Genomic DNA, 20564 nt, shown 5'->3' with positions numbered 1-20564 from the left:
AAGTGAAACTGTGTGTCTACGCCTTCGCGGCCTTGAGCATGTACCCGAAGCCGCGCTTGGTCTGGATCAGCGGTTCGCTGGAGTGCATGTCGACCTTGCGGCGGAGGTAGGAGATGTAGGACTCCACGATGCCGGCGTCGCCGTTGAAGTCGTACTCCCAGACGTGGTCGAGGATCTGCGCCTTGGAGAGCACCCGGTTGGGGTTGAGCATCAGGTAGCGCAGCAGCTTGAACTCGGTGGGGCTGAGCTCGATGGGCTGGTCGCCGACGAGCACCTCGTGGGTGTCCTGGTCCATGGTGAGCTCACCGGCGCGGATGACCGCGTCTTCGTCGGCGTGCATCGTGCGGCGCAGAATGGCCTTGATCCGGGCCACGATCTCGTCAAGGCTGAACGGCTTGGTGACGTAGTCGTCGCCGCCGACGGTGAGGCCGGTGATCTTGTCCTCGGTGTCGTCCTTCGCGGTGAGGAAGAGGATCGGAGCGGTGTAGCCGGCCGACCGGAGGCGCTTGGTGACGCCGAAACCGTTCATGTCCGGCAGCATGACGTCCAGGATGATGAGGTCGGGCTCTTCTTCCAGGACAGCGGAAATCGCCTGGGCACCGTTGCCGACGGCACGCACGGCGAAGCCGGCGAAGCGGAGGCTGGTGGTGAGGAGATCCCTGATGTTGGGTTCGTCGTCAACGATAAGGATGCGGGGGCCGTCAGTCATGCACCCAGTATCTGCGCGTTAGCTGGTGCTTTCCTGAGAGCGGGCGGTGCGCAAGCAGATGAAGGCTGGGTAACCCTTCCGGTGCGGGCCGGATGCCGATACCGTCATCCCTGACAGGTCGTGCGGGACAGAAACCGGGGCGAGGGGTAGCCATGGTCGAGCGGGGAAATACGGAGCCGGCTCACCCCGGCGCACAGGGGGACGAGCCAGTCGTCATCGTGGGCGCCGGCCTGGCCGGTGCGCGGGCGGCGGAGGCCGTGCGCGCCGGCTCGACCGGTCGGGTGGTCCTCATCGGGGAGGAGATCGACGCACCGTACATCCGCCCGCCGTTGTCGAAGGAGTACCTGGCCGGCACCGCTGACCGTGACGTGGTGGATGTGCATCCGCTCGGCTGGTACGCCGACCAGGGGATCGAACGCATTGCCGGGCACCGCGCCGCCGTGCTGGACCGCGGGGCCCACCGGGTGACCCTCGACGACGGCCGCAGCCTGCGCTACTCGCGGCTGCTGCTGGCGACGGGGGCTTCGCCGCGGCCGTTTCCCGGCCCGGGGGCGAGCCTGCCCGGTGTGCACTACCTGCGCAGCATCGGCGACTCGACCCGGTTGCGGGCCGCGCTGTCACCGGGCGGACGTCGGGTGGTGGTCATCGGCACCGGCTGGATCGGGATGGAGGTCGCCGCCGCGGCCCGCGGGTACGGCAACGAGGTAATCGTGCTCGGCCGCGGCGCCGTGCCGCTGGCCTCCGCGATCGGCCCGGAGCTCGGCGCGGTGTTCGAGCGGTTGCACCGCGATCACGGGGTGCACGTGGGTAACCACACCGAGGTGGCGGAGCTGGAGGGGGAGACCCGCAGCGGCGGCACCCGGGTGACCGGGGTGCGGCTGACCGATCGCACCCTGGTACGGGCCGACCTGGTGGTAGTGGGCCTGGGGGCCACGCCGAACACGCAGCTGGCGCTCGGATCCGGGCTCGCCGTGGACAACGGCATCGCCGTGTCGGCGACGTTCGCCACGAGCGACCCCGACGTCTTCGCCGTCGGCGACGTCGCGAACGTCTATCACCCGCGGCTCGGGCACCGGCTGCGGGTGGAGCACTGGGCCAACGCCGACACCGCCGGCGCCGCGGCCGGCCGGGCGGTGCTGGGCGACAGCACGGAGTACGACGCGATCCCGTACTTCTACACCGACCAGTTCGACCTGGGGATGGAGTACTCGGGATTCGGCGACCTCGCCGGCGGGGCGGAGGTCGTGTTCCGCGGCGACCGGGCCGGACGTTCGTTCGTGGCCTTCTGGCTCGCCGGTGGGCAGGTGGTCGCCGGCATGAACGTGAACGTGTGGGACGTGAACGAGACCGTGCAACGTCTCATCCGTTCGGGCGTGCGGGTGGAGGCGAAACGGCTCGCGGATGAGACCATAGCCTTGGAAGACCTGCTCGCCCCGTCGCCGGGGTAGGTCTGGCAGAACTGCCCGCCGCCCGCGCGGCGTGGCCCAGCACGAGGAGTCAGATGCCCCGCTCGACCGCCGCCTCCGGGGTCATCCTGCCCCGGCTGGACACGCCGCTTCGCCGCATCAACGGGCGGGACTTCGACTTCGCCCGCGAGGTGGCGGTGATGGCGGTCATCAACCGCACCCCGGACTCGTTCTACGACCGCGGTGCCACCTTCGCCCTCGACGCGGCCGTCGCCGCCGCCCGCCAGGCCGTTGTCGACGGCGCCGACTGGGTCGACATCGGCGGGGCCAAGTTCGCCCCTGGGCCGGCGATTCCGGTGGCGGAGGAGATCGACCGGGTGGTGCCGGTGGTTGAGGCACTGCAGGGGGCGGGAGTGGTGATCTCGGTGGACACCTTCGACCCCGACGTGGCCAGGGCCAGCATCCGCGCCGGCGCCCACGTCATCAACGACACCACCGGCGTGCACGACCCGCGGATGGCGGAGGTCGTCGCCGACAGCGACGCCACGCTGGTGATCACCCACAGCCTGGCCCGGCCGCGGACGCCCTACCCCGCCCCGCAGTACGACGACGTCGTCGGCGAGGTCGCCACGTTCCTGCTGGCCCGGGTGGACCGGGCGGTCGCGCACGGGATGCCCGCCGACCGGCTGGTCATCGACCCCGGCCACGACCTGAATAAGAACACCCGGCACTCCCTCGAGCTCACCCGCCGGCTGGGCGAGATCACCACGCTGGGGCTGCCGACCCTGGTGGCGGTGTCGAACAAGGACTTCATCGGCGAGACCCTCGACCGGGAGCGGGACCAGCGGGTGGAGGGCACCCTCGCCGCGGCTGTCTTCTGCATCATGCAGGGCGCCCGGATCGTGCGGGTGCACAACGTGCCGGCCGCCGTCGACGCCGTGCGCATGGTCGAGGCCATCCTCGGCTTCCGCGAGCCCGCCTACCTGCGCCACAACCTCACCTGATGACCACCGACACCGGCGCGCCGGACCCCGCCGAGGTGCTCGACCGCTACCGGGTCGCCGACCGGAGCAGGCCGCACCTGCGGGTGAACTTCGTCAGCAGCCTTGACGGGGCGGCCACCCACGACGGCCTGAGCGGCGGGCTCGGCGACGACGCCGACCGACTCGTCTTCGACACCCTGCGGATGCTCACCGATGTGATCCTGGTCGGCGCCGGCACGGTGCGCGCCGAGGGGTACGGCGGCATCCGCTTCACCGACACCGCGGTGGCGTGGCGGTTGGCCAACGGCCTGCCGGAGCACCCGCCGGTGGCGATCGTGTCCGGCCGGCTCGACCTCGACCCGGTGCATCCGGTGTTCACCCGGGCGGCCACCCGTCCGCTCGTGGTCACTCACGCGCAGGCGCCGGCCGAGCGGCGCGCGGCGCTCGCCGCGGTGGCCGACGTGTTGGTGTGCGGGGACGCAGCCGTGGACCACGCGCTGATGGTGCGCACCCTGACGCAGCGCGGGTACCGGCAGGTGCTCTGCGAGGGCGGCCCCAGCCTGTTCGGCTCGCTGCTGGCCGCGGACGCCGTGGACGAGCTCTGCCTCACCCTGTCCCCGCTGCTCGAGTCCGGCCGGGCGCCGCGGATCGCCGCCGGCGACTCGGCGACCCCGCGCCGGATGCGCCTGGCCCACGCGCTCCCCGCCGGGGACACCCTGCTTCTGCGCTACCTGCGCGCCCCCGAGCCGTGAGTTCGGCACCGAAAATCCGGGATTTTCGGGTTCAGGTCACCGCTCGCGCGCCGGTTAGGGCGTGGGCGTCGAGAATTGTGTAGGAGTACCCCTGTTCGGCCAGGAACCTCTGGCGGTTTTGGGCGAAGTCCTGGTCGACCGTGTCCCGGGCCACGAGGGTGTAGAAGCTGGCGGTGAGGCCCGATTCCTTGGGGCGGAGCAGGCGGCCGAGGCGCTGGGCCTCTTCCTGGCGGGAGCCGTAGGAGCCGGAGACCTGGATGGCGACGGACGCCTCGGGCAGGTCGATGGAGAAATTCGCCACCTTCGACACCACGAGCAGGTTCTCCTCGCCCACCCGGAACGCCTGGTACAGCCGTTCGCGTTCGTCGACCGGGGTCGCCCCGGTGAGCTTGGGCGCCTGCAGCGCCTCGGCGAGCTCGTCGATCTGGTCGAGGTACTGGCCGATGACGAGGATGCGTTCGTCCGGGTGCATCGCGACCAGCTGCCGGACCACGTCGAGCTTGGCCGGCGCGGTGGCGGCCATCCGGTAGCGCTCGTCGTCGGGCGCGGCGGCGTAGCTGAGCCGCTCGGACTGGGGCAGGTCGATGCGCACCTCGAAGCAGGCGGCGGGGGAGATGAAGCCCTGGGCCTCGATCTCCTTCCACGGGGCGTCGAACCTTTTCGGACCGATCAGGCTGAACACGTCGCCCTCCCGGCCGTCTTCGCGCACCAGGGTGGCGGTGAGGCCGAGCCGGCGGCGGGCCTGCAGTTCGGCGGTGAGCTTGAACACCGGGGCGGGCAGCAGGTGTACCTCGTCGTAGATCACCAGGCCCCAGTCCATCGCGTCGAGCAGCTCCAGGTGCGCGTACTCGCCCTTCCGCTTGGCCGTGAGGATCTGGTACGTCGCGATGGTGACGGGCTTGACCTCTTTGACCTGGCCGGAGTACTCGCCGATCTCCTCCGCGGTGAGGGTGGTGCGCTTGAGCAGCTCGTCGCGCCATTGCCGTGCCGAGACCGTGTTGGTGACCAGGATCAGGGTGTTCGTCTTCGCGGTGGCCATCGCCCCGGCGCCGACGAGGGTCTTGCCGGCCCCGCAGGGCAGCACGACGACACCGGACCCGGCGTCGAAGAAGTTCGACACGGCCTTGTTCTGGTAGTCGCGCAGCGCCCAGCCGTCCTCGAGCAACGCGATGTCGTGCGGGGTGCCCGGGGTGTACCCGGCGAGGTCCTCCGCCGGCCAGCCGAGTTTGACCAGTTCCTGCTTGAGTTGTCCGCGCGCCCACGGCGCCACCAGGAACGAGTCCGGGGTGGGCTGGCCGATCAAGAGCGGCGCGATGCGGCGCGCGGCGGCCACCTCCGTGAGCACCGGCGCGTCGAGGCTGCGGAGGATCAGCTGGCCCTCGGCGTCCCGGTCGATGACCAGCCGGCCGTACCGGCCGACGGTCTCCTCCAGGTCGACGGTGACCGTCTGCGGGATCGCGAATTTGGAGTACTTCTCGAGCGTCGCCAGCATGTTCGCCGCATCATGTCCGGCGGCGCGAGCGTTCCACAGTCCGAGGCGGGTGATGCGGTAGGTGTGGATGTGCTCCGGCGCGCGTTCCAGCTCGGCGAAAACGGCCAGGTCGTGCCGGGCATCCTCGGCGAGAGGGTGCGCGACTTCGAGCAGAACCGTGCGGTCACTTTGGACGATCAGCGGGCCATCGGACATAAGCGTCAATGGTACGCCGGTGGGCCGCCGCTCTCAGCACCCGCGTTCCGGGGGTACGGCACGGTCACGGGGCGGGGGTGATGCTCACCACGCTGGAGAGCGGCAGGGTGCGTTCGATGTCCGCGTGCCGGTCCCGCGCCCGGAAGCGGCCGTTGCCGACGCTGGCCGGTTCGAGCACGTAGTCGATGACATCACCGCCGGGCATCTGCACGCTCACCAGCACGGTCTGACGGTGCTTGATCGCGGAATCGAGCTGCCGCGCAAGCCAGGCGTGGGCGGCCTTGGCCTCGCCCCCGTCGGTGGCGCGCAGCGTTTCCACGAGCGCGATGGCGGGGTCGGGCACCTCGACGCGAGTAGTCGTGCTGAAAGCGTGCCGGCGCGGGTGCACGATCGCGCCGTCGGCGTTCTCCGCGGCGACGGGGTAGCGGGCGTCGGTGAGGGCCCAGAACACCGTGTCCGCCGGCAGCGGGCTGGTCAACCGGGTCGCGGTGACCTGCCGCAATGCCAGTTGGGCGAAGGTCTGGTCGACCGCGATGGCGTCCAGAAGGGCCGTGTCGGACGAGGTGACGTAACTCGCCCCGGCCGGATCGCCGGGGTGCACGCTGCCCACCCGCACCCGGCCGTACCGGTCGGCGGCGTCGCGGATGAGGTAGTCCACCGGCTGCGGAACGCCGGTGACGGAGATCGACGCAAGGAAGGCCAGCAGGGAATCAGCGTCCTCGCCGATGGCCAGGGCGCGGTTCACCGACGCGCCGCTGAGCCGGTAGGTCGAGGCCAGTTCGCGGCTCTCGACATCCGCGAAGGTGCGCAGCCGCGCATCGATCCACGGTGACAGCGGTCCGGGGGCGACGATGGAGAGGTCGTGCTGGAGGTACACGGTGGCCACCTCGGCCGGCAGGGAGGCCGCGATGGTGGCCACGGCGGCATCGATGTCGCCGACCAGCACGGATGCGCCGGCCGCGCTTGTCGTCTGGCGGGCGGTGATCCCGATCAGTTCGGCGTCCCGGGCGAAGACGGCGATCCGTTCGTCCATCCAGGCGCCCCCGGCGGGGTAGAGCCAGGCGACGAAGCGGTGCATGGCGTCGCCCCAGGCAACCCCGGGGCGTTCCGCGAGGATCTGGCGGACGTCGGCGGGGAGGGCGCCGAGCCAGGACTCGGCCAGGACGGCCCAGCGGGCCGCCGCGCCGCCCACCAGCCACGCCTCACCGGCGGGGGACTCGCCCCAGTATCCGCCGCTGAGCACCACCAGGTCCGCCCGGGCGGCGACACTCACGATCGGGGCGACCTCGTCGACGTCGATGCCCATCACCATGGCCAACCGCTTGGTGTCGGGCAGGCCGAGGCCGCCGCGGCTGAGTTCGCGGGCGGGTTCCCGGCCCAGCTCGGCGAGCAGCTCGGCGATCGAGGACACCGCGCCGAACGCCCGCTCCGCGGCCAGCCGTTCGGTGAACCGGCTGTCGGTGGCCGACAGCGGGGCGAGCGGGGTGGGCGCCGGAACGCCGGCCAGCTCGGCGGCGCTGGGCAAGCCGCGCTCGGGCCAGCCGCGCAGCTGCGCGGTGACCGGGTCGTACGGCTGTACGGTGCCGTCCGCCGCGCGGACCAGCATCAGCTCGTCGAGGCGGTCGACGCGGGCCTGGATGTCGGCGGTGCCCTGGGTGTCGTGCCCGAGTTCGGCGAGGCCCTCAACCAACTCGGCGAGCGTGGGCGCACCGAGATCGCCCGCGACCGCGAGCACGGCGAGGGTGCTGCGGTCCAGGCGGGACAGGGTGGATTCGAGCGCATCCGGGTCGAGGAGCGCCTCGGCGAGGTCGAAGAAGTCGTGGATGCCGTGCGCGGAGATCCCACGGAGGCCGATCGTGCGGCGCAGTGCTGCGTCGTCCAGTGCGCGGAGGCGGGAGGCGAGCGTCAGCATCGGGGCTACTCCTGCTTCTGACGAGCCTCGCGTGCGCGGCGGAGTGCGCTGACGATCATCAGGGCGATGACCAGCAGGAAACCGATGGGGAGTCCGAACAGGGGCAGGGTGAGCACGGCCGGCCAGACTCCCTTGCTGAACCCGTCGTTGTCGCCGACACCGGCGGCGGTGCCGAGGATCACGGCGAGGAAGGCGAGGATCGACAGCCCGACGACGCCCGCAACCATGTACGCCAGGATCTTCTCGAGCCGGCCGGAGTCGTGTGGAGTTTGAGTGGTCACAGTCCAAGGATACGGGGCACGGTCAGCTACAACGGAATAAGCTGTGTCTGGTTGGCACGCATTCTGCGCGCCCCAAAATCACAGCGAGGTTCAGATGCCCACCGGCAAAGTCAAGTTCTACGACGAGGAGAAGGGTTTTGGCTTCATCAGTTCCGATGACGGCCACGAAGTCTTCCTGCACGCATCTGCGGTGCCCGCCGGCGTGACGGTGAAGGCGGGGATGAAACTCGAGTTCGGCATCGCCGATGGCAAGCGTGGCGCCCAGGCACTGTCTGTGCGGGTGCTCGAGGCTCCGCCGAGCCTGGCCAAGCTCAGCCGCAAGCCGGCCGACGACATGGCAATCATCGTCGAAGACCTGGTGAAGCTGCTCGACGGCATCGGTGCGAGCCTGCGCCGCGGCCGCTACCCCGACAGCTCGCACAGCAAGAAGATCGCGGCGATGCTGCGCAAGGTTGCCGAGGAACTGGATGCTTGATCCGTTCGATCCCACCCCGCCGAAGGCGCCGCCGGTCGAGAAGGTCCCCACCGAGCACGTCAACGCCGAGCCCGCCGTGGATGACGCTGCCGTCGACGCTGCCGCGGCCGACGAGCCGAGCCTGACCGGCCCGACCCCGGATGCCCCGGCCGCGACGGGCGAGCCCGTCGCCGAGGTGGATGACGACGAGGTCTGGGAGGCCGACGAGGTGCTCGCCGCCGCGACCGACCAGGCCAGGAGCGCACTCGAACTGATCACCCCGGCCGACACCATCGGCGAACCGCTCGGTTACATCGTCGAGGGCGAGCACGTGCTGTCGCTGCTCTTCGACTGCCTGATGACCGGGTACCCGGGCTGGCGCTGGACGGTCAGCCTGTCCAGGGTCGACGGCGACGCCGAGCCGCAGGTGCTCGAGACCGAGCTCACGCCCGGTGACGAGTCCCTGCTCGCTCCGGAGTGGGTGCCGTGGAGCGACCGGCTCGCCGACGCCAAGGTCGCCGAGGAACTGGCCGCCGTTGCTCTGTCGGACGATGACGACTACGACGACGACGAAGACGACGAGGAACGCGACGAGGACGAGGACGGCGAAGGGGACGACGCCGAAGACACTGACGACGCCGACGACGAGAGCGCCGAATCCGATGACGTCGCCGACGACGGCGTCGACGTTCTCGACGGCATCGACTTCGACGAGGCGCTCAGCGCCTCCGAATCGGCGGCCGAGCCGCTAACGGCGCCGGAGCAGGACGAAACCGAGACCGGCCAGGCCGAGTCCGAGACCGATGACGGCGCACCACAGCCACCAGTCCAGGCCCGCGGCATGCAGTTCAGCTCGGAACACGACAGCGCACACCAGGGCGACTAGCCACCCGACCGAACCCGCTGCCACCGCCTTCAACGCATTCGCGCGGGCGGGCAGCGGGTCTGGCCGGCGTTCGTCGTCCTTCAGCCAGAGCCGCATGGGGTGAGGTTATCCCAGGTTGGCGACGACGTACTCGATGGACGACACGAGCTTGCGGACATCCGCCGGCTCGATCGCGGTGAACGTCGCGACGCGCAGCTGGTTGCGGCCGAGCTTGCGGTACGGCTCGGTGTCGACGATGCCGTTGGCGCGCAGCACCTTGGCGATCGCGGCGGCGTCGATGCTGTCATCGAAGTCGATCGTGGCGACGACCTGCGAGCGGTGGCTCGGGTCGGTCACGAACGGGGTCGCGTAGTCGACGGTCGCTGCCCAGTCGTAGAGGACCGACGACGACTCCGTGGTGCGGGCGGATGCCCATGCCAGTCCGCCGTTGCCGTTGATCCAGTCGAGCTGGTTCTCCATCAGCAGCAGCGTGGACACGGCCGGCGTGTTCAGCGTCTGGTTGAGGCGGGAGTTGTCGATGGCGTTCTTCAGGCTGAGGAACTCCGGGATGTACCGGCCGCTGGCCGCGATGCGCTCGACCCGCTCGATGGCAGCGGGGGAGAACAGCGCCAACCAGATGCCGCCATCCGAGGCGAGGTTCTTCTGCGGGGCGAAGTAGTAGACATCCGCCTGGTCGGCCTCGAAGTCGATGCCGGCGGCGGCGCTGGTGGCGTCGATGACGGTGAGTGCACCGGCGTCGCCCTGCACCCGGGTGACCGGGGCCATGACACCGGTTGAGGTCTCGTTCTGCGGCCAGGCGTACACGTCGATGCCCTCGGTGGGAACGGCGGTGGCTCGCGAGCCCGGTGCGGACTTGATCACGTCGGGGGCGGTGAGGAACGGGGCGGCGGCCGCGGCGGCGAACTTGCCGCCGAACTCACCGAAGACGAGGTTCTGCGCGCGGGTTTCGATGAGCGAGAACGCGGCGGCGTCCCAGAACGCGGTCGACCCGCCGTTGCCCATGATCAGCTCGTATCCGGCCGGGGCGCGGAACAGGTCGGTCAGGCCGGTGCGCACACGCCCGACCAGGTTCTTCACCGGGGCCTGGCGGTGGGAGGTGCCGAGGATGCTGGCGCCGGAACCGGAGAGGTAGTCGAGCTGCTCCTGGCGGATCTTGGACGGGCCGCAGCCGAAACGTCCGTCTGCGGGCAGCAATTCAGTGGGGATCTGTATGTCCGGCATAACAGGATTCTAGTTGGCCGGGCCGCACGGGTAGTGTTGTGGCGTTGCACATATGGCCGAGCGGGAGGCTGCGGATGACTGACCTTATCGACACGACCGAAATGTATCTCCGCACGATCCTCGATCTGGAGGAGGAGAACATCGTTCCGCTCCGCGCCCGGATCTCGGAGCGGCTGGGCCACTCCGGTCCGACGGTGTCGCAGACCGTCGCGCGGATGGAGCGCGATGGCCTCGTGGTCGTCTCCGGCGACCGCCACCTCGAACTCACCCTCACGGGGCGCAGCAAGGCCGTGCACGTGATGCGCAAGCACCGCCTCGCCGAGCGGCTGCTCAGCGACGTGATCGGCCTGGAGTGGGAGTTCGTCCACGACGAAGCCTGCCGCTGGGAGCACGTGATGAGCGAGCAGGTGGAGCGCAAGATCCTCGAAATCCTCGGTCACCCCACCGAATCCCCGTACGGCAACCCGATCCCCGGCCTCGACGAACTGGGCGACTCGCCCGCGGTCGCGTTCATGGCCGGGGTGACCAACCTGCTTGACGTCGTGGCGGCGTCGCCGGAACCGGTGAGCGCGGTCATCCGTCGCATGGGCGAGCCCGTGCAGTTCGACCCCGAACTCCTGGCCCAGCTCAAGCAGTCCGGCGTGCTGCCGGGCAACACCGGCGTGTTCTCCGCCGTCGGCTCCTACGTGCTGGTGCGCGTGGACGGCTTCGGCGACGGCCTTGAACTGCCCAACGAGGTCGCCGGCCACATTTTCGTCACCACGCCCCCCGTCGGGGTGTGACGTACCCCCCAGATGTCTGGGGAAATTCACAGATTCGTTACCCATTCGTTAGATTTAGCGTTTTTGGGGTGACAAACGGGATCTCGTCACGTAGCGTCAAACCTGCCCACAGGTCAGAGATCGATCGACGGGCCCGCGCAAGACGTCTCTGCCAACCCGTCTCTTGTTGCGGTAATTTCACGCGGTCACCCGCATCGGACGGGGCAACTACCTAGTGTTGCCGAGGCGCCGGAGGTTAACTTTTGGCTGCATTAGGTAGAAGACTGTCCACTCGCGGTCGGCGTTCCACCGCCCTCGCGATTCGCCCCGCGTCCGCCGACCCGATGCGCGCGACGCAAACAGAGGTTCGCCCCCGCGTCGTGATGCCCCCGGGCACCCCGCCCAAACGCCCGGCGCGCCGCAGCCCGGTCGGCAGCATGGTGATGATGACCCTCGCCGCCGGACTCGTCGCGACGATGGCGCTGCCCGCCTACGCCTTCGCCCCGTCGGACGGCGAGGAGGGCTTCGCGGCCACCGAAGCCACCCAGCTCACCAAGGCCGGCGCCCAGAATGTGGCCGTCGACAACACCGCTGCCACCGTGACCGTGGCCGAGGACGGCTTCTCCTCCACACCGCAGGCCGATATCGATGCCGCGGAGGCCGCCGAAGCCGCTGCGGCGGCAGAAGCCGCCCGGGTGGCCGCCGCCGCCTCGATGACGAGCTACGCGGCCTCCTACTCCGGCCCGTCCGCCGCCGAGTACCTGGCCAGCCCGGCGCATCCGAACTTCGACCTCGCGTCGGTGTACAACGTGGCCCTGCAATACCAGGGGGTGCCGTACGTGTACGGCGGTGCCACCCCGGCCGGGTTCGACTGCTCCGGGTTCGTGATGTACGTCTACGCCCAGTTCGGCATCTCCCTGCCGCACTCCTCCACCGGACAGGGCGCCGCCGGCACCCGGATCTCCCTCGCCGACGCCCAGCCCGGCGACCTGGTGATCATGGACGGCCACGACGGCTTCTACGCCGGCAACGGCAACATCCTGCACGCCCCCTATGAAGGAGCGGCCGTGCGCGTTCAGCCGCTCTGGACCAGCGACTACTACATCGTGCGATTGGGTATCTGAGACCGGCGGTAGCCGGTTTTGGCCGTCCCCGGTAAACACTGGGTAACGCCTAGCACAAATGGTGCGCCACGTTTCGCGGCGCACCATTTTGTGGGTTAACCTGATGCCCTGATGTTCTACGGGATTTTGGGAGAGCCAATGCAGAAGCTACGCACGATCCACACCATGGATGTGCGCGGACACTTCGCGCTGCGGCACAGCAGTCAAATCTGTCTGGGAGTCGTGTGCCCCGAGCACACTGAAGCCCGCGGGGCGTTGTCATGATGACAACGCCCTTTTTGTTTGCCCGCATCTCCTCCCCGCGCACATCAGGAAGCAGTTCGAATGGCTGGAAGCCGTCCAGCCTTTTTCGAAAGGGAGCGCATGCGCACATTGGTCCTCAACGCCGGGTATGAACCCCTCGCGGTCGTTTCGTTCAAGCGTGCACTCGTGCTCGTCATGAACCAGAAGGCAACCATCATCCAAGCCGACCAGGGCCATCCGGTGTGGGCGGCGACGGGGTCGTGGGAGCGGCCCAGCGTCATCCTGCTCACCCGGTACGTGCGGCTGCCGCGCTCCCGCACGGTGCCGGTGAGCCGCCGGGGCGTGCTGCGGCGCGACGAGCACCGCTGCTGCTACTGCGGCAAGACCGCCAGCACCATCGACCACGTGCAGCCCCGGTCGCGGGGTGGCCGCGACACCTGGGACAACCTGGTGGCCTGCTGCCTGCGGTGCAACAACCTCAAGAGCGACCGCACGCCCGCCGAGATGGGCTGGGCCATGCATATCAACCCGCGGATGCCGCAGGGAACGACCTGGGTCATGAGCGGGGTGGAACGGCCGCTGCCGCAGTGGGACGAGTTCCTCGCCCCGGACGCGCAGAGCGCGGCGTGACCGGATGGTCACACCAATGTCGCGCCAATGTCACAAAAACGTAACGCTCAATGCGACAGGAGCGACCCGCATCCGTTAAGGTTGTGAAGTCCCCTCCCGGTTTTGGCCGTCAAAAGGAATATCTGTGACTTTTTCCGGCCCAGCCGGCTCGCCCGAGGGCGACGGCGCGCTTCCCACGCGCCGCGAGCTGCGCGCACGACGCGACGCCGAAGCGCTCGCCGCCGGATCCGTGACCCCGGTACCCGAGTCATCGGTACCCGAGTCGTCGGTAGCCGAGTCGTCGGTAGCCGTGCCTGTGCCGCCGGTGCAGATCGTTTCCGCGGCCCAGGTCCTGGCCGTCGTCGTCGAAACCGCACAGCCCGCGGCCGTGCCGTCGCCGGCCCGCCGGGCTCCCGTGCGTCCCGCCCGCGCCTACGCGCGCGCCACGCCGCCGCCCGTCGCTCCCCGGCCGCGCGCGACCGGTCGAATCCGGGCCGCCCGCAAACCGATGGCGAAGCTCCTGACCCTCGTGGCGATCCCCGCGATCTTCCTCACCACTGCGCTGCCCTCCTACGCCTTCGCACCCCAGGGCAGCATTGCCGTGGTCAGCGGCGCGACCGCCGAAGAGGCCCAGCGGGTCACCGTGGCGGCCGCGGCCGCGGCCGTGACCATCTCCGCCGACGGCTTCAGCGCCACCAGCCAGGCCGAGCTTGACGAGGCCGAGGCGGCCCTGCAGGCGGAGCTCGCCCAGAAGGCCGCCGCGGCCGCAGGCTTCGCCGTGTACGGCATCCGTGCCGAGGGCGACGACTACCCGTGGATGGGTGCGGCGACGGAATCGCAGGGCGGCGGGCTCTCCCCGCTCGGTTACTACTACCGCGAGTGCGTGGACTTTGTGGCGTGGCGCCTGAACCGCGACGCCGGCGCCTCCGGCAGCCCGTGGAAGTGGACTTGGGGCAACCTGACCCCCGGCGGCGGCAACGGCTCCGCCTGGGCCGGCAACTGGGCGGCCCAGGGCCGACCGACCGGCAAGACCCCCGTCGTGGGCGCCGTCGCCACCTTCAGCTACAACCACGTGGCCTACGTGCAGTCGGTGCCCGGCGACGGCACCGTCGTGCTCGAGGAGTACAACTGGATGGGTTCGCACGCGTACCACACGCGCACGATCCCGATCAGCGAGGTCAAGCTCTTCCTCTACCCGCCGACCTAGTCGGTCCCGGTCCTCCGCGACCTGCCCCGTTCCGGACGACTTGCCCCGGTGCGCCGGGGCAGCTCGACCGCATGGGGGCAACTCGGCGCCCCGTGGACCGGATTGCGGCTAAACTTTCCCGGTCAGCCTCTGTAGCTCAATGGAAGAGCAGTTCCGTCCTAAGGAAAGGGTTGGGGGTTCGAGTCCCTCCAGGGGCACCACTGGCCGCGATCGGCCGCGCGGGTTGGTAGCGTCGAGGGATGAAGACTACGCGGTGGGCGATCCTGGGACCGGGCGATATCGGCGGCTGGTTCGCGCGGGCGTTACCCGGCTCGGCGCATGGCGTGCTGCACGCCGTCGGCAGCACTAATCCCGCCCGGGCGGCCGCCTTCGCCGCCGAGCATGGCGCGGAGGTCACCGGGATCTACGAGGAGATTCTCGCCCGGGACGACGTCGACGCCGTCTACATCGCGACCGTGAACACCACCCACGCGCAGCTGGCCATCGCGGCGCTGGACGCCGGCAAGGCCGTCCTGTGCGAGAAGCCGGTCACCATGACGGCCGCCGGACTGGAGCAGATCCTGCAGCGGGCCGAGGCGGCCGGGCTGCCGTTCGTGGAGGCGTACAAGCACCGGTTCGGACCGTTCGCCCGGGCCTTGGACTCCGCCGTCGCCGATCCCAAGCTGGTCGGACCGCTGCACCTGGAGGCGTCGTTCGGATTCGCCGCCGGGCAGCGAACCGGGCGCCTGTTCGACCCTGAGCTGGCCGGAGGCGCGATCCTCGACGTCGGCGGCTACCCCGTCGCGCTGGCCGTCGGCCTGGCCGCGGCCGCGGGCCTCGACCTCGCCGAGCTCACCGTGACCGGTGTCACGGGCACCATCGGGGACACCGGCGTCGACGAGCAGGCCCGCGCGACGATCACGGCTGCGGGCTTCACCGCCGCTGTGGCCTGCGCCATCACCGTGGAGCTGCCGCGCTCCGGCTCGGTCACCGGCGGCAACGCGACCCTCGAACTGCCCAACGCGTTCGGCGGCCGGGATGCGTCGGCGGACTCCTTCATCCTGCACGCGGACGGCCGCGACATCGAGATCGAGCTACCGACCGTGGACCCGTTCGCCGCGGAGGCCGATGCCGTGTCACTGGCCCTCGCGGAGGGGCGCACCGAAGCGCCCGAGGTGCCGTGGGAGCACAGCCGCACCGTGGTGCGCCTGCTCGAGGAGTGGCGCGCCGGCCTCGACGGCTAAACGCTGCCGCCCGGTCGGCACCGGTCGGTCGGCGCGGCACGCGGGTGCCGCGCCGTTTCGCGGGCGGCGCGCCACCCGCGAAACGGCGCCACACCCGCGCTTCGGCGCGGCTGGGCGAGGGTCACCGGAACTGGGTGAGCTTGAGGACCAGGTACTGGTCCCTGACCCGGTCCAGTTCGCGGCGGGCCTCGATCGTCTCCGGGGCGAAGACGGGTCGGTTGCGGCGCCGTGCCTTCACGGGCCGGCGGCCCCAGTGGATGAGTGCCACGCCGAGGTGCATCGCGGCGCGGTCGAGCACGCCGACGCGGCGCACGGGGTGCGCCTCGGGGCCGCGCTCGGGTTGGGGTGGGTGGTCGTGACGGCCCGGAGTGGGCGCCAGTTGGGTATTCATGGTGGTGATTCCTTTGACATGGTCGCGAAACCGGGCGCACCAGAAGGCGCGGCCGGGGTCGCCGAATGAGAGATGGCCGCGGAGGCGGCGAGAAAGCGACGCGCGGGACGCGCGCGCTTACGGGGTGAATGACACCGGTCGCGAGCACACGAGTGCGGATGCGGCCTGGTCGGGCTTCGAGAGCGTCACCACCGTCTGGACCGGTGGGTTACCTACTGGCCGATCAGGCGGTGAAGACGCCGACGAAGCCGGCGGCGGTGCGGAATGCGAATGCAATCTTCTGAGTAATCACGCTGGGCTCCTTTCGTCTGTGGCGTAGGCATCACCGTAGTGGGGATCACAGTCGGTGCGCAAGACCCCAATTTTGCCTGTTCCGCGGAGGGGACGGGCTGGGTACCCTCGAAATATGTGTCGGAACATTCATCAGCTTCACAATTTCGAACCGGCCGCCACCGACGATGAGGTGTACGCGGCGTCGCTGCAGTTCGTGCGCAAGATCAGCGGATCCACCAAACCGTCGAAGGCCAATGAAGAGGCCTTCAACCGTGCGGTCGAGGAAATCGCCCACATCTCCAGGCACCTGCTGGAGGACCTGGTCACGTCCGCTCCGCCGAAGAACCGCGAGGTGGAGGCGGAGAAGGCCAAGGAGCGCTCGGCCAAACGGTTCGCGGCAGCCTGAGCGCAGCGCCTCGGCGGGCGCGGGTCAGGAGTCCTGCAGTTCCCGCGGCACGGTGATCGCGTCGACCAGTGCGCCGTTCCGCCACACCGTGATCTCGACGGGTTTGTCGATGGCGGTCTCCACCATCAGCTGCTGCACGGCCGTGGCGGTGACGACCGGCTGACCGGCGAGCTCCACCACGATGTCACCACGCAGCAACCCCGCCTCGGCGGCTGGGCTGCCCGGGGACACCCCGGCGACCTGCAGCCCGGTGGGGGAGCCGATCCGGGCCGCGAGCGCCGGCGGCAGCGGCACCTGCGCGCCGGCGATGCCCAGCCAGGCGCGGCGCATCCGCCCGGTGGTCATCAGCGCGGTGATGATCTCCCGGGTGGTCGCGTTGATCGGCACGGCCATGCCGACCCCGATGCCGGCCAGGGCGGTGTTCACGCCCACCATCCGGCCGGAACTGTCGGCGAGGACACCGCCGCTGTTGCCCGGGTTGAGGGCGGCGTCGGTCTGGATCACCTCGTCGATGACCCGGCCGGACCGGGTCGGCAGGGAGCGGCCGAGCGCCGACACGATGCCGGCGGTGACGCTGCCGGCCAGCCCGAGCGGGTTGCCGAGCGCCACCACCACCTGGCCGACGCGGAGTTTCGCGGCGTCGCCGAGCGGCACCGGATGCGGCGTGGCCCCGCGGGCGTGCAGCACGGCGAGGTCGGAGAGCGGGTCGCGGCCGACCACATCCACCCGGGTGCTGGTGCCGTCGGCGAACCCGACGTCGGCGCTCTCGGCCCCGTCGACCACGTGGGCGCTGGTGAGGAGGAAGCCGTCGGGCGTGATCACGCTCGCGCTGCCCGCGCCCTGGCCGCGGCGGCTCTGCACGGTGACGCTGGCCACGCTCGGCAGTACGCCGGCGGCCACCGCCATGACGGTACGCGAGTAGGCGTCGAGGAGCCCGTCGTCATCCTTCTCCGGAACATCGTTCATGGCACCAGAGCGTACGTCCGTCGACGCCGGTTGTGAGCCCCGTTCGCTGCCAGCAGACGGGCGCGTCACCGCGGGGTCTCGCGGCCCGCGTCGAGTGCGACGGCACGGGTTGCTACGCGTGCCGCGGGGACGAACTGGTGCCGCCGGGAGGAACTCGTGCCGCGGGTCAGCGGCGCCGGCGGCGGGTGCCGAAGATGCCCGTGACGATGCCGGTGAGGATGGTTTTCGTGGCGGGGGAGCCCAGCACTTCCTCGAGCACCGTCTTCTGCGGCCGGGCACGAGTGCGGGTGCGGGACCCGGTATCGGCCTGTCGCCGGAGCCGTTCGTAGTCGGCCTGCGCCTTCTTCTGGGCCTTGGCCTGTTGCGCATCCGCTGAGGCCTGCTGCTTGGCGAGTTCGGCGTCGGCCTTGGCCTGTTCGACCGCCCGCTGTTCGGCTTCGGCGACCCGGGTGGCCGCCTCCAACCGGGTGGCCAGCATCTCCCGGGCGGAGTCCCGGTCGACCGCCGCTCCGTAGCGTGCCAGCAGCGGTGACGCCGCGATCGTGGCCTCGATCTGCTCGGCCGGCGTGGGCGCCATCGACCCCAGCGGGGCCCGCAGCCGGGTCCAGGCCACGGGGCTGGGCGCACCCTTCTCGTTCATGACCGTGACCACGGCCTCGCCGATGCCGAGCCCGGTGAGCACCTCCGCGAGGTCGTAACCGGAGGTGGGGAACGTCGACACCGTCGCCCGCAACGCCTTGGCGTCATCCGGGGTGAACGCCCGCAGCTGGTGCTGCACCCGGGAGCCGAGCTGGGCGAGCACGTCACCGGGCACGTCCTTCGGCGTCTGGGTGACGAAGAAGATGCCCACCCCCTTCGAGCGGATGAGCCGCACGGTCTGGGTGATCGCGGCCAGGAAGTCCTTGGACGCGTCCCGGAACAGCAGATGCGCCTCGTCGAAGAAGAACACCAGCTTGGGCTTGTCGAGGTCGCCCACCTCCGGCAGGTCGTTGAACAGGTCGGCGAGCAGCCACATCAGGAAGGTGGAGTACAGCGCCGGCCGGTCCTGCACGCCGGGCACTTCGAGCAGGCTGACCAGCCCGCGGCCGTCGGCGGTGACGGAGAGGAACTCGGCGGTGTCGATCTCGGGCTCACCGAAGAAGACGTCGGCGCCCTGATCGGCGAAGGTGATCAGTTCCCGCAGGATGACCCCGACGGTGGCGCTGGACAGCCCGCCAAGGCCGGTGAGTTCGGCCTTGCCGGCGTCGCTGATCAGGTAGCCAAGCACCGCGCGCAGGTCGGTGAGGTCGAGCAACGGCAGACCGGCCTCGTCGGCGTAGTGGAACACCAGGCCGAGGCTGGACTCCTGGGTGTCGTTGAGCCCGAGCACCTTGCTGAGCAGCAGTGGACCGAACCCCGCCACCGTCGCCCGGATCGGGATGCCGTGGCCGATGCCGCCGAGGGAGAAGAACTCGGTGGGCGACGCGGCGCCGGCCCAATCCTGGCCGAGGGCCGTCGTGCGGGCGAGCAGCTTCTCGCTGGAGGTGCCGGCGGTGGCGATGCCGGACAGGTCGCCCTTGATGTCCGCGGCGAACACCGGCACACCGTGCGCCGACAACTGCTCGGCGAGCACCTGCAGGGTCTTGGTCTTGCCGGTGCCGGTCGCGCCGGCGACGAGGCCGTGCCGGTTGGTCATGGCCAGCGGGATGCGGACCTGCACGTCGGGGCGTGCGTCGCCGTTGACGAGGGCGCCCAGTTCCAGCGCCGGCCCGTCGAACGCGTAGCCGGACCGGATCGCCGCGACCTGGCCGTCATCCAGGGGACCGGCGGGCGGGGCGAACGGTTCGGCTGCTGCTTCGGCTGTGGCCGGCGCAGCGTCGGGTGCAGGGGCTTCTGCGGCGGCAGCGGAGGCCGCCTGCGCGTCCTGCTCCGCCTGACGCAGCTGGGCCTCCGCGTCCGCCGCGTCGGCCTGGGCGCGGGCTGCCGCGGCCCTGGCCGCATCCGCTTTCGCCTTGAGCTGGCTAACCGCATCGACTGCATCGCTGGGAGTCATGGCGGTATCCTAGCCGCCGCCCTGCGACGGGCGCGGGGCCTACGACGGGCGGGATCGGTCGGCGGTGTCGAGCGCGTCGGCGGCGTCCCTGGCGTCCCGGGCGCGGCCCCTGGCGTCCGCCACCGCGGCCTCGGCCCTTGCCCGGTCGTCGGCCAGGGCGCTGTCGTCGTCGGTGACGGCCGCGAGGGCCGCCTCTGCAGTGTCCAGCTGGTCACGAAGCTCCGCGATCTCCGCTTCGAGGCTGGCCCGGCGCAGCTCGAGCCGATGGGCCCGACGCTCCAGGGCGTCGAGTTCCTCGGTAGCGGCCTCGGCCTCGCGCTCCAGGCGGTCCGCGTCCCGTCGGGCCTCCTTGCGCCGGCGGACGTCGGCGAGGTGCACCGGGTCCGGTGGTGTGGAGGTGCCGGATGCGCCGGCGCTTGCCCGAACGGGCCAGGACTCCGGGTCCGGCACCGCGACGGCCCCGGCCAGGTCGACGGGTTCGTACCCTACGGAGCGCAGCGCCTTGACCAGCATCCCGCTGGCGACCGCGGTCGCCGCCGCCGGATCCGACGTCCCGGCCTGCAGGGTCTGTTCGACCTCGCCGAGCACGGCCGCGGTGGGCGGATGGCCGAGTTCGGCGGCGAGGTCGGCGCCGGCCCGGGCGAGCGCGGCGACGGCGCCCCGGCGCTCGCCGCCGAGGCTCCGGAGCGCCTCGCGGTCGAGCTGCTCCTGCGCGGTGCGCATCCGCTCGCCGAGGTCGAGGAGCGCGGAGAGGTCGTCGGTGTTCTCCCGGGCGAGGAGGTTCACCAGCCAGGCGGCGGGGGAGGGCTTCCGCAGCGCAGCGACCTGCTTGGCGAGCAGGGCATCCGAGCCCTTCAGCTCTTGCGCCCGGGTGTTGCGTGCGGCCGTGAAGTCCACTGGTTGCAAGCCGTAGAGCTCCCGGGCGACATCGGCAAGGGTGAGCACCATGGGACCATCCTCGCCCGCACCGGCGCCGGCCGCCAACATTCCGGCGTCGTGTCGGATGCGCCCCGGCCGGCCGGGGACGACACAGCGGCA

20 protein-coding genes, 1 tRNA gene and 1 pseudogene are annotated in these 20564 nt (G+C 70.6%); 12 read left to right on the top strand and 10 right to left on the bottom strand.

The window, feature by feature from the left end; all coding sequences use genetic code 11:
• Nucleotides 1-16: 16 nt before the first annotated feature.
• A complete protein-coding gene (locus ACU5E9_RS08150; RefSeq protein WP_066597326.1) occupies nucleotides 17-709 on the bottom strand; it encodes a response regulator transcription factor in 693 nt (230 codons plus the stop codon).
• 152 nt (nucleotides 710-861) lie between these two features.
• On the opposite strand from ACU5E9_RS08150, the gene ACU5E9_RS08145 reads away from it, so the two are divergent.
• The 3 genes from ACU5E9_RS08145 to ACU5E9_RS08135 are packed head-to-tail and all read left to right on the top strand — an operon-like array spanning nucleotide 862 to nucleotide 3850.
• Nucleotides 862-2157, top strand: a complete 1296-nt coding sequence (locus tag ACU5E9_RS08145; RefSeq protein ID WP_456813116.1) for an NAD(P)/FAD-dependent oxidoreductase — start codon at nucleotides 862-864, stop codon at nucleotides 2155-2157.
• Between the two features lie 53 nt (nucleotides 2158-2210).
• On the top strand, nucleotides 2211-3119 hold the full coding sequence (gene folP, locus ACU5E9_RS08140; RefSeq protein WP_456813115.1) for a dihydropteroate synthase: 909 nt from the start codon (nucleotides 2211-2213) through the stop codon (nucleotides 3117-3119).
• Nucleotides 3119-3850 carry a pyrimidine reductase family protein gene (locus tag ACU5E9_RS08135; RefSeq protein WP_456813114.1) on the top strand — a complete coding sequence of 244 codons (732 nt, stop codon included), beginning with the start codon at nucleotides 3119-3121 and terminating at the stop codon, nucleotides 3848-3850. The genes folP and ACU5E9_RS08135 overlap by 1 nt, the downstream gene beginning before the upstream one ends.
• A gap of 31 nt (nucleotides 3851-3881) precedes the next feature.
• Here ACU5E9_RS08135 and ACU5E9_RS08130 read toward each other — a convergent pair whose 3' ends face one another.
• The 3 genes from ACU5E9_RS08130 to ACU5E9_RS08120 all read right to left on the bottom strand — a co-directional run bounded on the left by ACU5E9_RS08130 (nucleotide 3882) and on the right by ACU5E9_RS08120 (nucleotide 7730).
• Complete coding sequence (locus tag ACU5E9_RS08130) at nucleotides 3882-5537, bottom strand: DNA repair helicase XPB (RefSeq protein WP_456813113.1); 1656 nt, start codon at nucleotides 5535-5537, stop codon at nucleotides 3882-3884.
• A 64-nt stretch (nucleotides 5538-5601) separates the two neighbouring features.
• Nucleotides 5602-7449, bottom strand: coding sequence for a helicase-associated domain-containing protein (locus tag ACU5E9_RS08125; RefSeq protein WP_456813112.1), 1848 nt, complete (start codon nucleotides 7447-7449; stop codon nucleotides 5602-5604).
• 5 nt (nucleotides 7450-7454) lie between these two features.
• Nucleotides 7455-7730: a hypothetical protein gene (locus tag ACU5E9_RS08120; RefSeq protein ID WP_456813111.1), complete on the bottom strand. Its 276-nt coding sequence runs from the start codon at nucleotides 7728-7730 to the stop codon at nucleotides 7455-7457.
• 94 nt (nucleotides 7731-7824) lie between these two features.
• Between ACU5E9_RS08120 and ACU5E9_RS08115 the strand changes: the two genes are divergently transcribed.
• Together ACU5E9_RS08115 and ACU5E9_RS08110 are read left to right on the top strand one after the other, a co-directional pair.
• The gene (locus ACU5E9_RS08115; RefSeq protein ID WP_265401236.1) at nucleotides 7825-8205 is read left to right on the top strand and encodes a cold-shock protein; all 381 of its coding nucleotides are present in this window, start codon (nucleotides 7825-7827) and stop codon (nucleotides 8203-8205) included.
• Nucleotides 8198-8770, top strand: a pseudogene (locus ACU5E9_RS08110) (DUF3027 domain-containing protein); the annotation flags it as partial. The gene ACU5E9_RS08115 and the pseudogene ACU5E9_RS08110, both read left to right, overlap by 8 nt.
• A 162-nt stretch (nucleotides 8771-8932) precedes the next feature.
• Here ACU5E9_RS08110 and ACU5E9_RS08105 read toward each other — a convergent pair.
• On the bottom strand, nucleotides 8933-9166 hold the full coding sequence (locus tag ACU5E9_RS08105; RefSeq protein WP_456813110.1) for a DUF2530 domain-containing protein: 234 nt from the start codon (nucleotides 9164-9166) through the stop codon (nucleotides 8933-8935).
• Nucleotides 9167-9175: 9 nt separating this feature from the next.
• On the bottom strand, nucleotides 9176-10291 hold the full coding sequence (gene serC, locus ACU5E9_RS08100) for a phosphoserine transaminase (protein WP_456813109.1): 1116 nt from the start codon (nucleotides 10289-10291) through the stop codon (nucleotides 9176-9178).
• 74 nt (nucleotides 10292-10365) lie between these two features.
• On the opposite strand from serC, the gene ACU5E9_RS08095 reads away from it, so the two are divergent.
• From ACU5E9_RS08095 to ACU5E9_RS08070, 6 genes are all read left to right on the top strand, one after another.
• Nucleotides 10366-11073, top strand: a complete 708-nt coding sequence (locus ACU5E9_RS08095; protein WP_456813108.1) for a metal-dependent transcriptional regulator — start codon at nucleotides 10366-10368, stop codon at nucleotides 11071-11073.
• Between the two features lie 323 nt (nucleotides 11074-11396).
• Nucleotides 11397-12176 carry a C40 family peptidase gene (locus tag ACU5E9_RS08090; RefSeq protein WP_456813107.1) on the top strand — a complete coding sequence of 260 codons (780 nt, stop codon included), beginning with the start codon at nucleotides 11397-11399 and terminating at the stop codon, nucleotides 12174-12176.
• A gap of 363 nt (nucleotides 12177-12539) precedes the next feature.
• Nucleotides 12540-13049 carry an HNH endonuclease gene (locus ACU5E9_RS08085; RefSeq protein WP_456813106.1) on the top strand — a complete coding sequence of 170 codons (510 nt, stop codon included), beginning with the start codon at nucleotides 12540-12542 and terminating at the stop codon, nucleotides 13047-13049.
• A 124-nt stretch (nucleotides 13050-13173) separates the two neighbouring features.
• The gene (locus ACU5E9_RS08080) at nucleotides 13174-14235 is read left to right on the top strand and encodes a CHAP domain-containing protein (RefSeq protein WP_456813105.1); all 1062 of its coding nucleotides are present in this window, start codon (nucleotides 13174-13176) and stop codon (nucleotides 14233-14235) included.
• Between the two features lie 125 nt (nucleotides 14236-14360).
• Nucleotides 14361-14435, top strand: a tRNA-Arg gene (locus tag ACU5E9_RS08075).
• A gap of 39 nt (nucleotides 14436-14474) precedes the next feature.
• Entirely contained in the window at nucleotides 14475-15458 is a 984-nt protein-coding gene (locus ACU5E9_RS08070) for a Gfo/Idh/MocA family protein (protein ID WP_456813104.1), read from the top strand.
• A 121-nt stretch (nucleotides 15459-15579) separates the two neighbouring features.
• On the opposite strand, the gene ACU5E9_RS08065 is transcribed toward ACU5E9_RS08070, so the two are convergent.
• Nucleotides 15580-15849 (bottom strand): hypothetical protein, encoded by a 270-nt coding sequence (locus ACU5E9_RS08065; protein ID WP_456813103.1) that lies wholly within the window; start codon nucleotides 15847-15849, stop codon nucleotides 15580-15582.
• A 406-nt stretch (nucleotides 15850-16255) separates the two neighbouring features.
• Here ACU5E9_RS08065 and ACU5E9_RS08060 point away from each other — a divergent pair, with 406 nt between their 5' ends.
• On the top strand, nucleotides 16256-16528 hold the full coding sequence (locus tag ACU5E9_RS08060; RefSeq protein ID WP_456813102.1) for a DUF2277 domain-containing protein: 273 nt from the start codon (nucleotides 16256-16258) through the stop codon (nucleotides 16526-16528).
• A gap of 24 nt (nucleotides 16529-16552) precedes the next feature.
• On the opposite strand, the gene ACU5E9_RS08055 is transcribed toward ACU5E9_RS08060, so the two are convergent.
• The 3 genes from ACU5E9_RS08055 to ACU5E9_RS08045 all read right to left on the bottom strand — a co-directional run bounded on the left by ACU5E9_RS08055 (nucleotide 16553) and on the right by ACU5E9_RS08045 (nucleotide 20474).
• Nucleotides 16553-17494 (bottom strand): S1C family serine protease, encoded by a 942-nt coding sequence (locus tag ACU5E9_RS08055; RefSeq protein ID WP_456813101.1) that lies wholly within the window; start codon nucleotides 17492-17494, stop codon nucleotides 16553-16555.
• A gap of 166 nt (nucleotides 17495-17660) precedes the next feature.
• Complete coding sequence (locus tag ACU5E9_RS08050) at nucleotides 17661-19526, bottom strand: helicase HerA-like domain-containing protein (RefSeq protein WP_456813100.1); 1866 nt, start codon at nucleotides 19524-19526, stop codon at nucleotides 17661-17663.
• A gap of 39 nt (nucleotides 19527-19565) precedes the next feature.
• Nucleotides 19566-20474, bottom strand: coding sequence for a hypothetical protein (locus tag ACU5E9_RS08045; RefSeq protein ID WP_456813099.1), 909 nt, complete (start codon nucleotides 20472-20474; stop codon nucleotides 19566-19568).
• Nucleotides 20475-20564: the final 90 nt, after the last annotated feature.

It is taken from the genome of Cryobacterium sp. AP23 (genome assembly GCF_054075385.1).
This window is presented reverse-complemented; position numbering and strand designations above follow the sequence as displayed.

Excerpts from the sequence above, each read along its gene's own strand:
- ACU5E9_RS08105 (WP_456813110.1), bottom strand. The coding sequence starts at position 9,166 with ATGCGGCTCTGGCTGAAGGACGACGAACGCCGGCCAGACCCGCTGCCC.
- ACU5E9_RS08065 (WP_456813103.1), bottom strand. The coding sequence starts at position 15,849 with ATGAATACCCAACTGGCGCCCACTCCGGGCCGTCACGACCACCCACCC.
- ACU5E9_RS08050 (WP_456813100.1), bottom strand. The coding sequence starts at position 19,526 with ATGACTCCCAGCGATGCAGTCGATGCGGTTAGCCAGCTCAAGGCGAAA.
- ACU5E9_RS08055 (WP_456813101.1), bottom strand. The coding sequence starts at position 17,494 with ATGAACGATGTTCCGGAGAAGGATGACGACGGGCTCCTCGACGCCTAC.
- ACU5E9_RS08070 (WP_456813104.1), top strand. The coding sequence starts at position 14,475 with ATGAAGACTACGCGGTGGGCGATCCTGGGACCGGGCGATATCGGCGGC.
- ACU5E9_RS08115 (WP_265401236.1), top strand. The coding sequence starts at position 7,825 with ATGCCCACCGGCAAAGTCAAGTTCTACGACGAGGAGAAGGGTTTTGGC.
- ACU5E9_RS08085 (WP_456813106.1), top strand. The coding sequence starts at position 12,540 with ATGCGCACATTGGTCCTCAACGCCGGGTATGAACCCCTCGCGGTCGTT.
- ACU5E9_RS08130 (WP_456813113.1), bottom strand. The coding sequence starts at position 5,537 with ATGTCCGATGGCCCGCTGATCGTCCAAAGTGACCGCACGGTTCTGCTC.
- ACU5E9_RS08090 (WP_456813107.1), top strand. The coding sequence starts at position 11,397 with ATGCGCGCGACGCAAACAGAGGTTCGCCCCCGCGTCGTGATGCCCCCG.
- ACU5E9_RS08125 (WP_456813112.1), bottom strand. The coding sequence starts at position 7,449 with ATGCTGACGCTCGCCTCCCGCCTCCGCGCACTGGACGACGCAGCACTG.
- serC (WP_456813109.1), bottom strand. The coding sequence starts at position 10,291 with ATGCCGGACATACAGATCCCCACTGAATTGCTGCCCGCAGACGGACGT.
- ACU5E9_RS08060 (WP_456813102.1), top strand. The coding sequence starts at position 16,256 with ATGTGTCGGAACATTCATCAGCTTCACAATTTCGAACCGGCCGCCACC.
- ACU5E9_RS08150 (WP_066597326.1), bottom strand. The coding sequence starts at position 709 with ATGACTGACGGCCCCCGCATCCTTATCGTTGACGACGAACCCAACATC.
- ACU5E9_RS08045 (WP_456813099.1), bottom strand. The coding sequence starts at position 20,474 with ATGGTGCTCACCCTTGCCGATGTCGCCCGGGAGCTCTACGGCTTGCAA.
- ACU5E9_RS08095 (WP_456813108.1), top strand. The coding sequence starts at position 10,366 with ATGACTGACCTTATCGACACGACCGAAATGTATCTCCGCACGATCCTC.
- ACU5E9_RS08145 (WP_456813116.1), top strand. The coding sequence starts at position 862 with ATGGTCGAGCGGGGAAATACGGAGCCGGCTCACCCCGGCGCACAGGGG.
- ACU5E9_RS08135 (WP_456813114.1), top strand. The coding sequence starts at position 3,119 with ATGACCACCGACACCGGCGCGCCGGACCCCGCCGAGGTGCTCGACCGC.
- folP (WP_456813115.1), top strand. The coding sequence starts at position 2,211 with ATGCCCCGCTCGACCGCCGCCTCCGGGGTCATCCTGCCCCGGCTGGAC.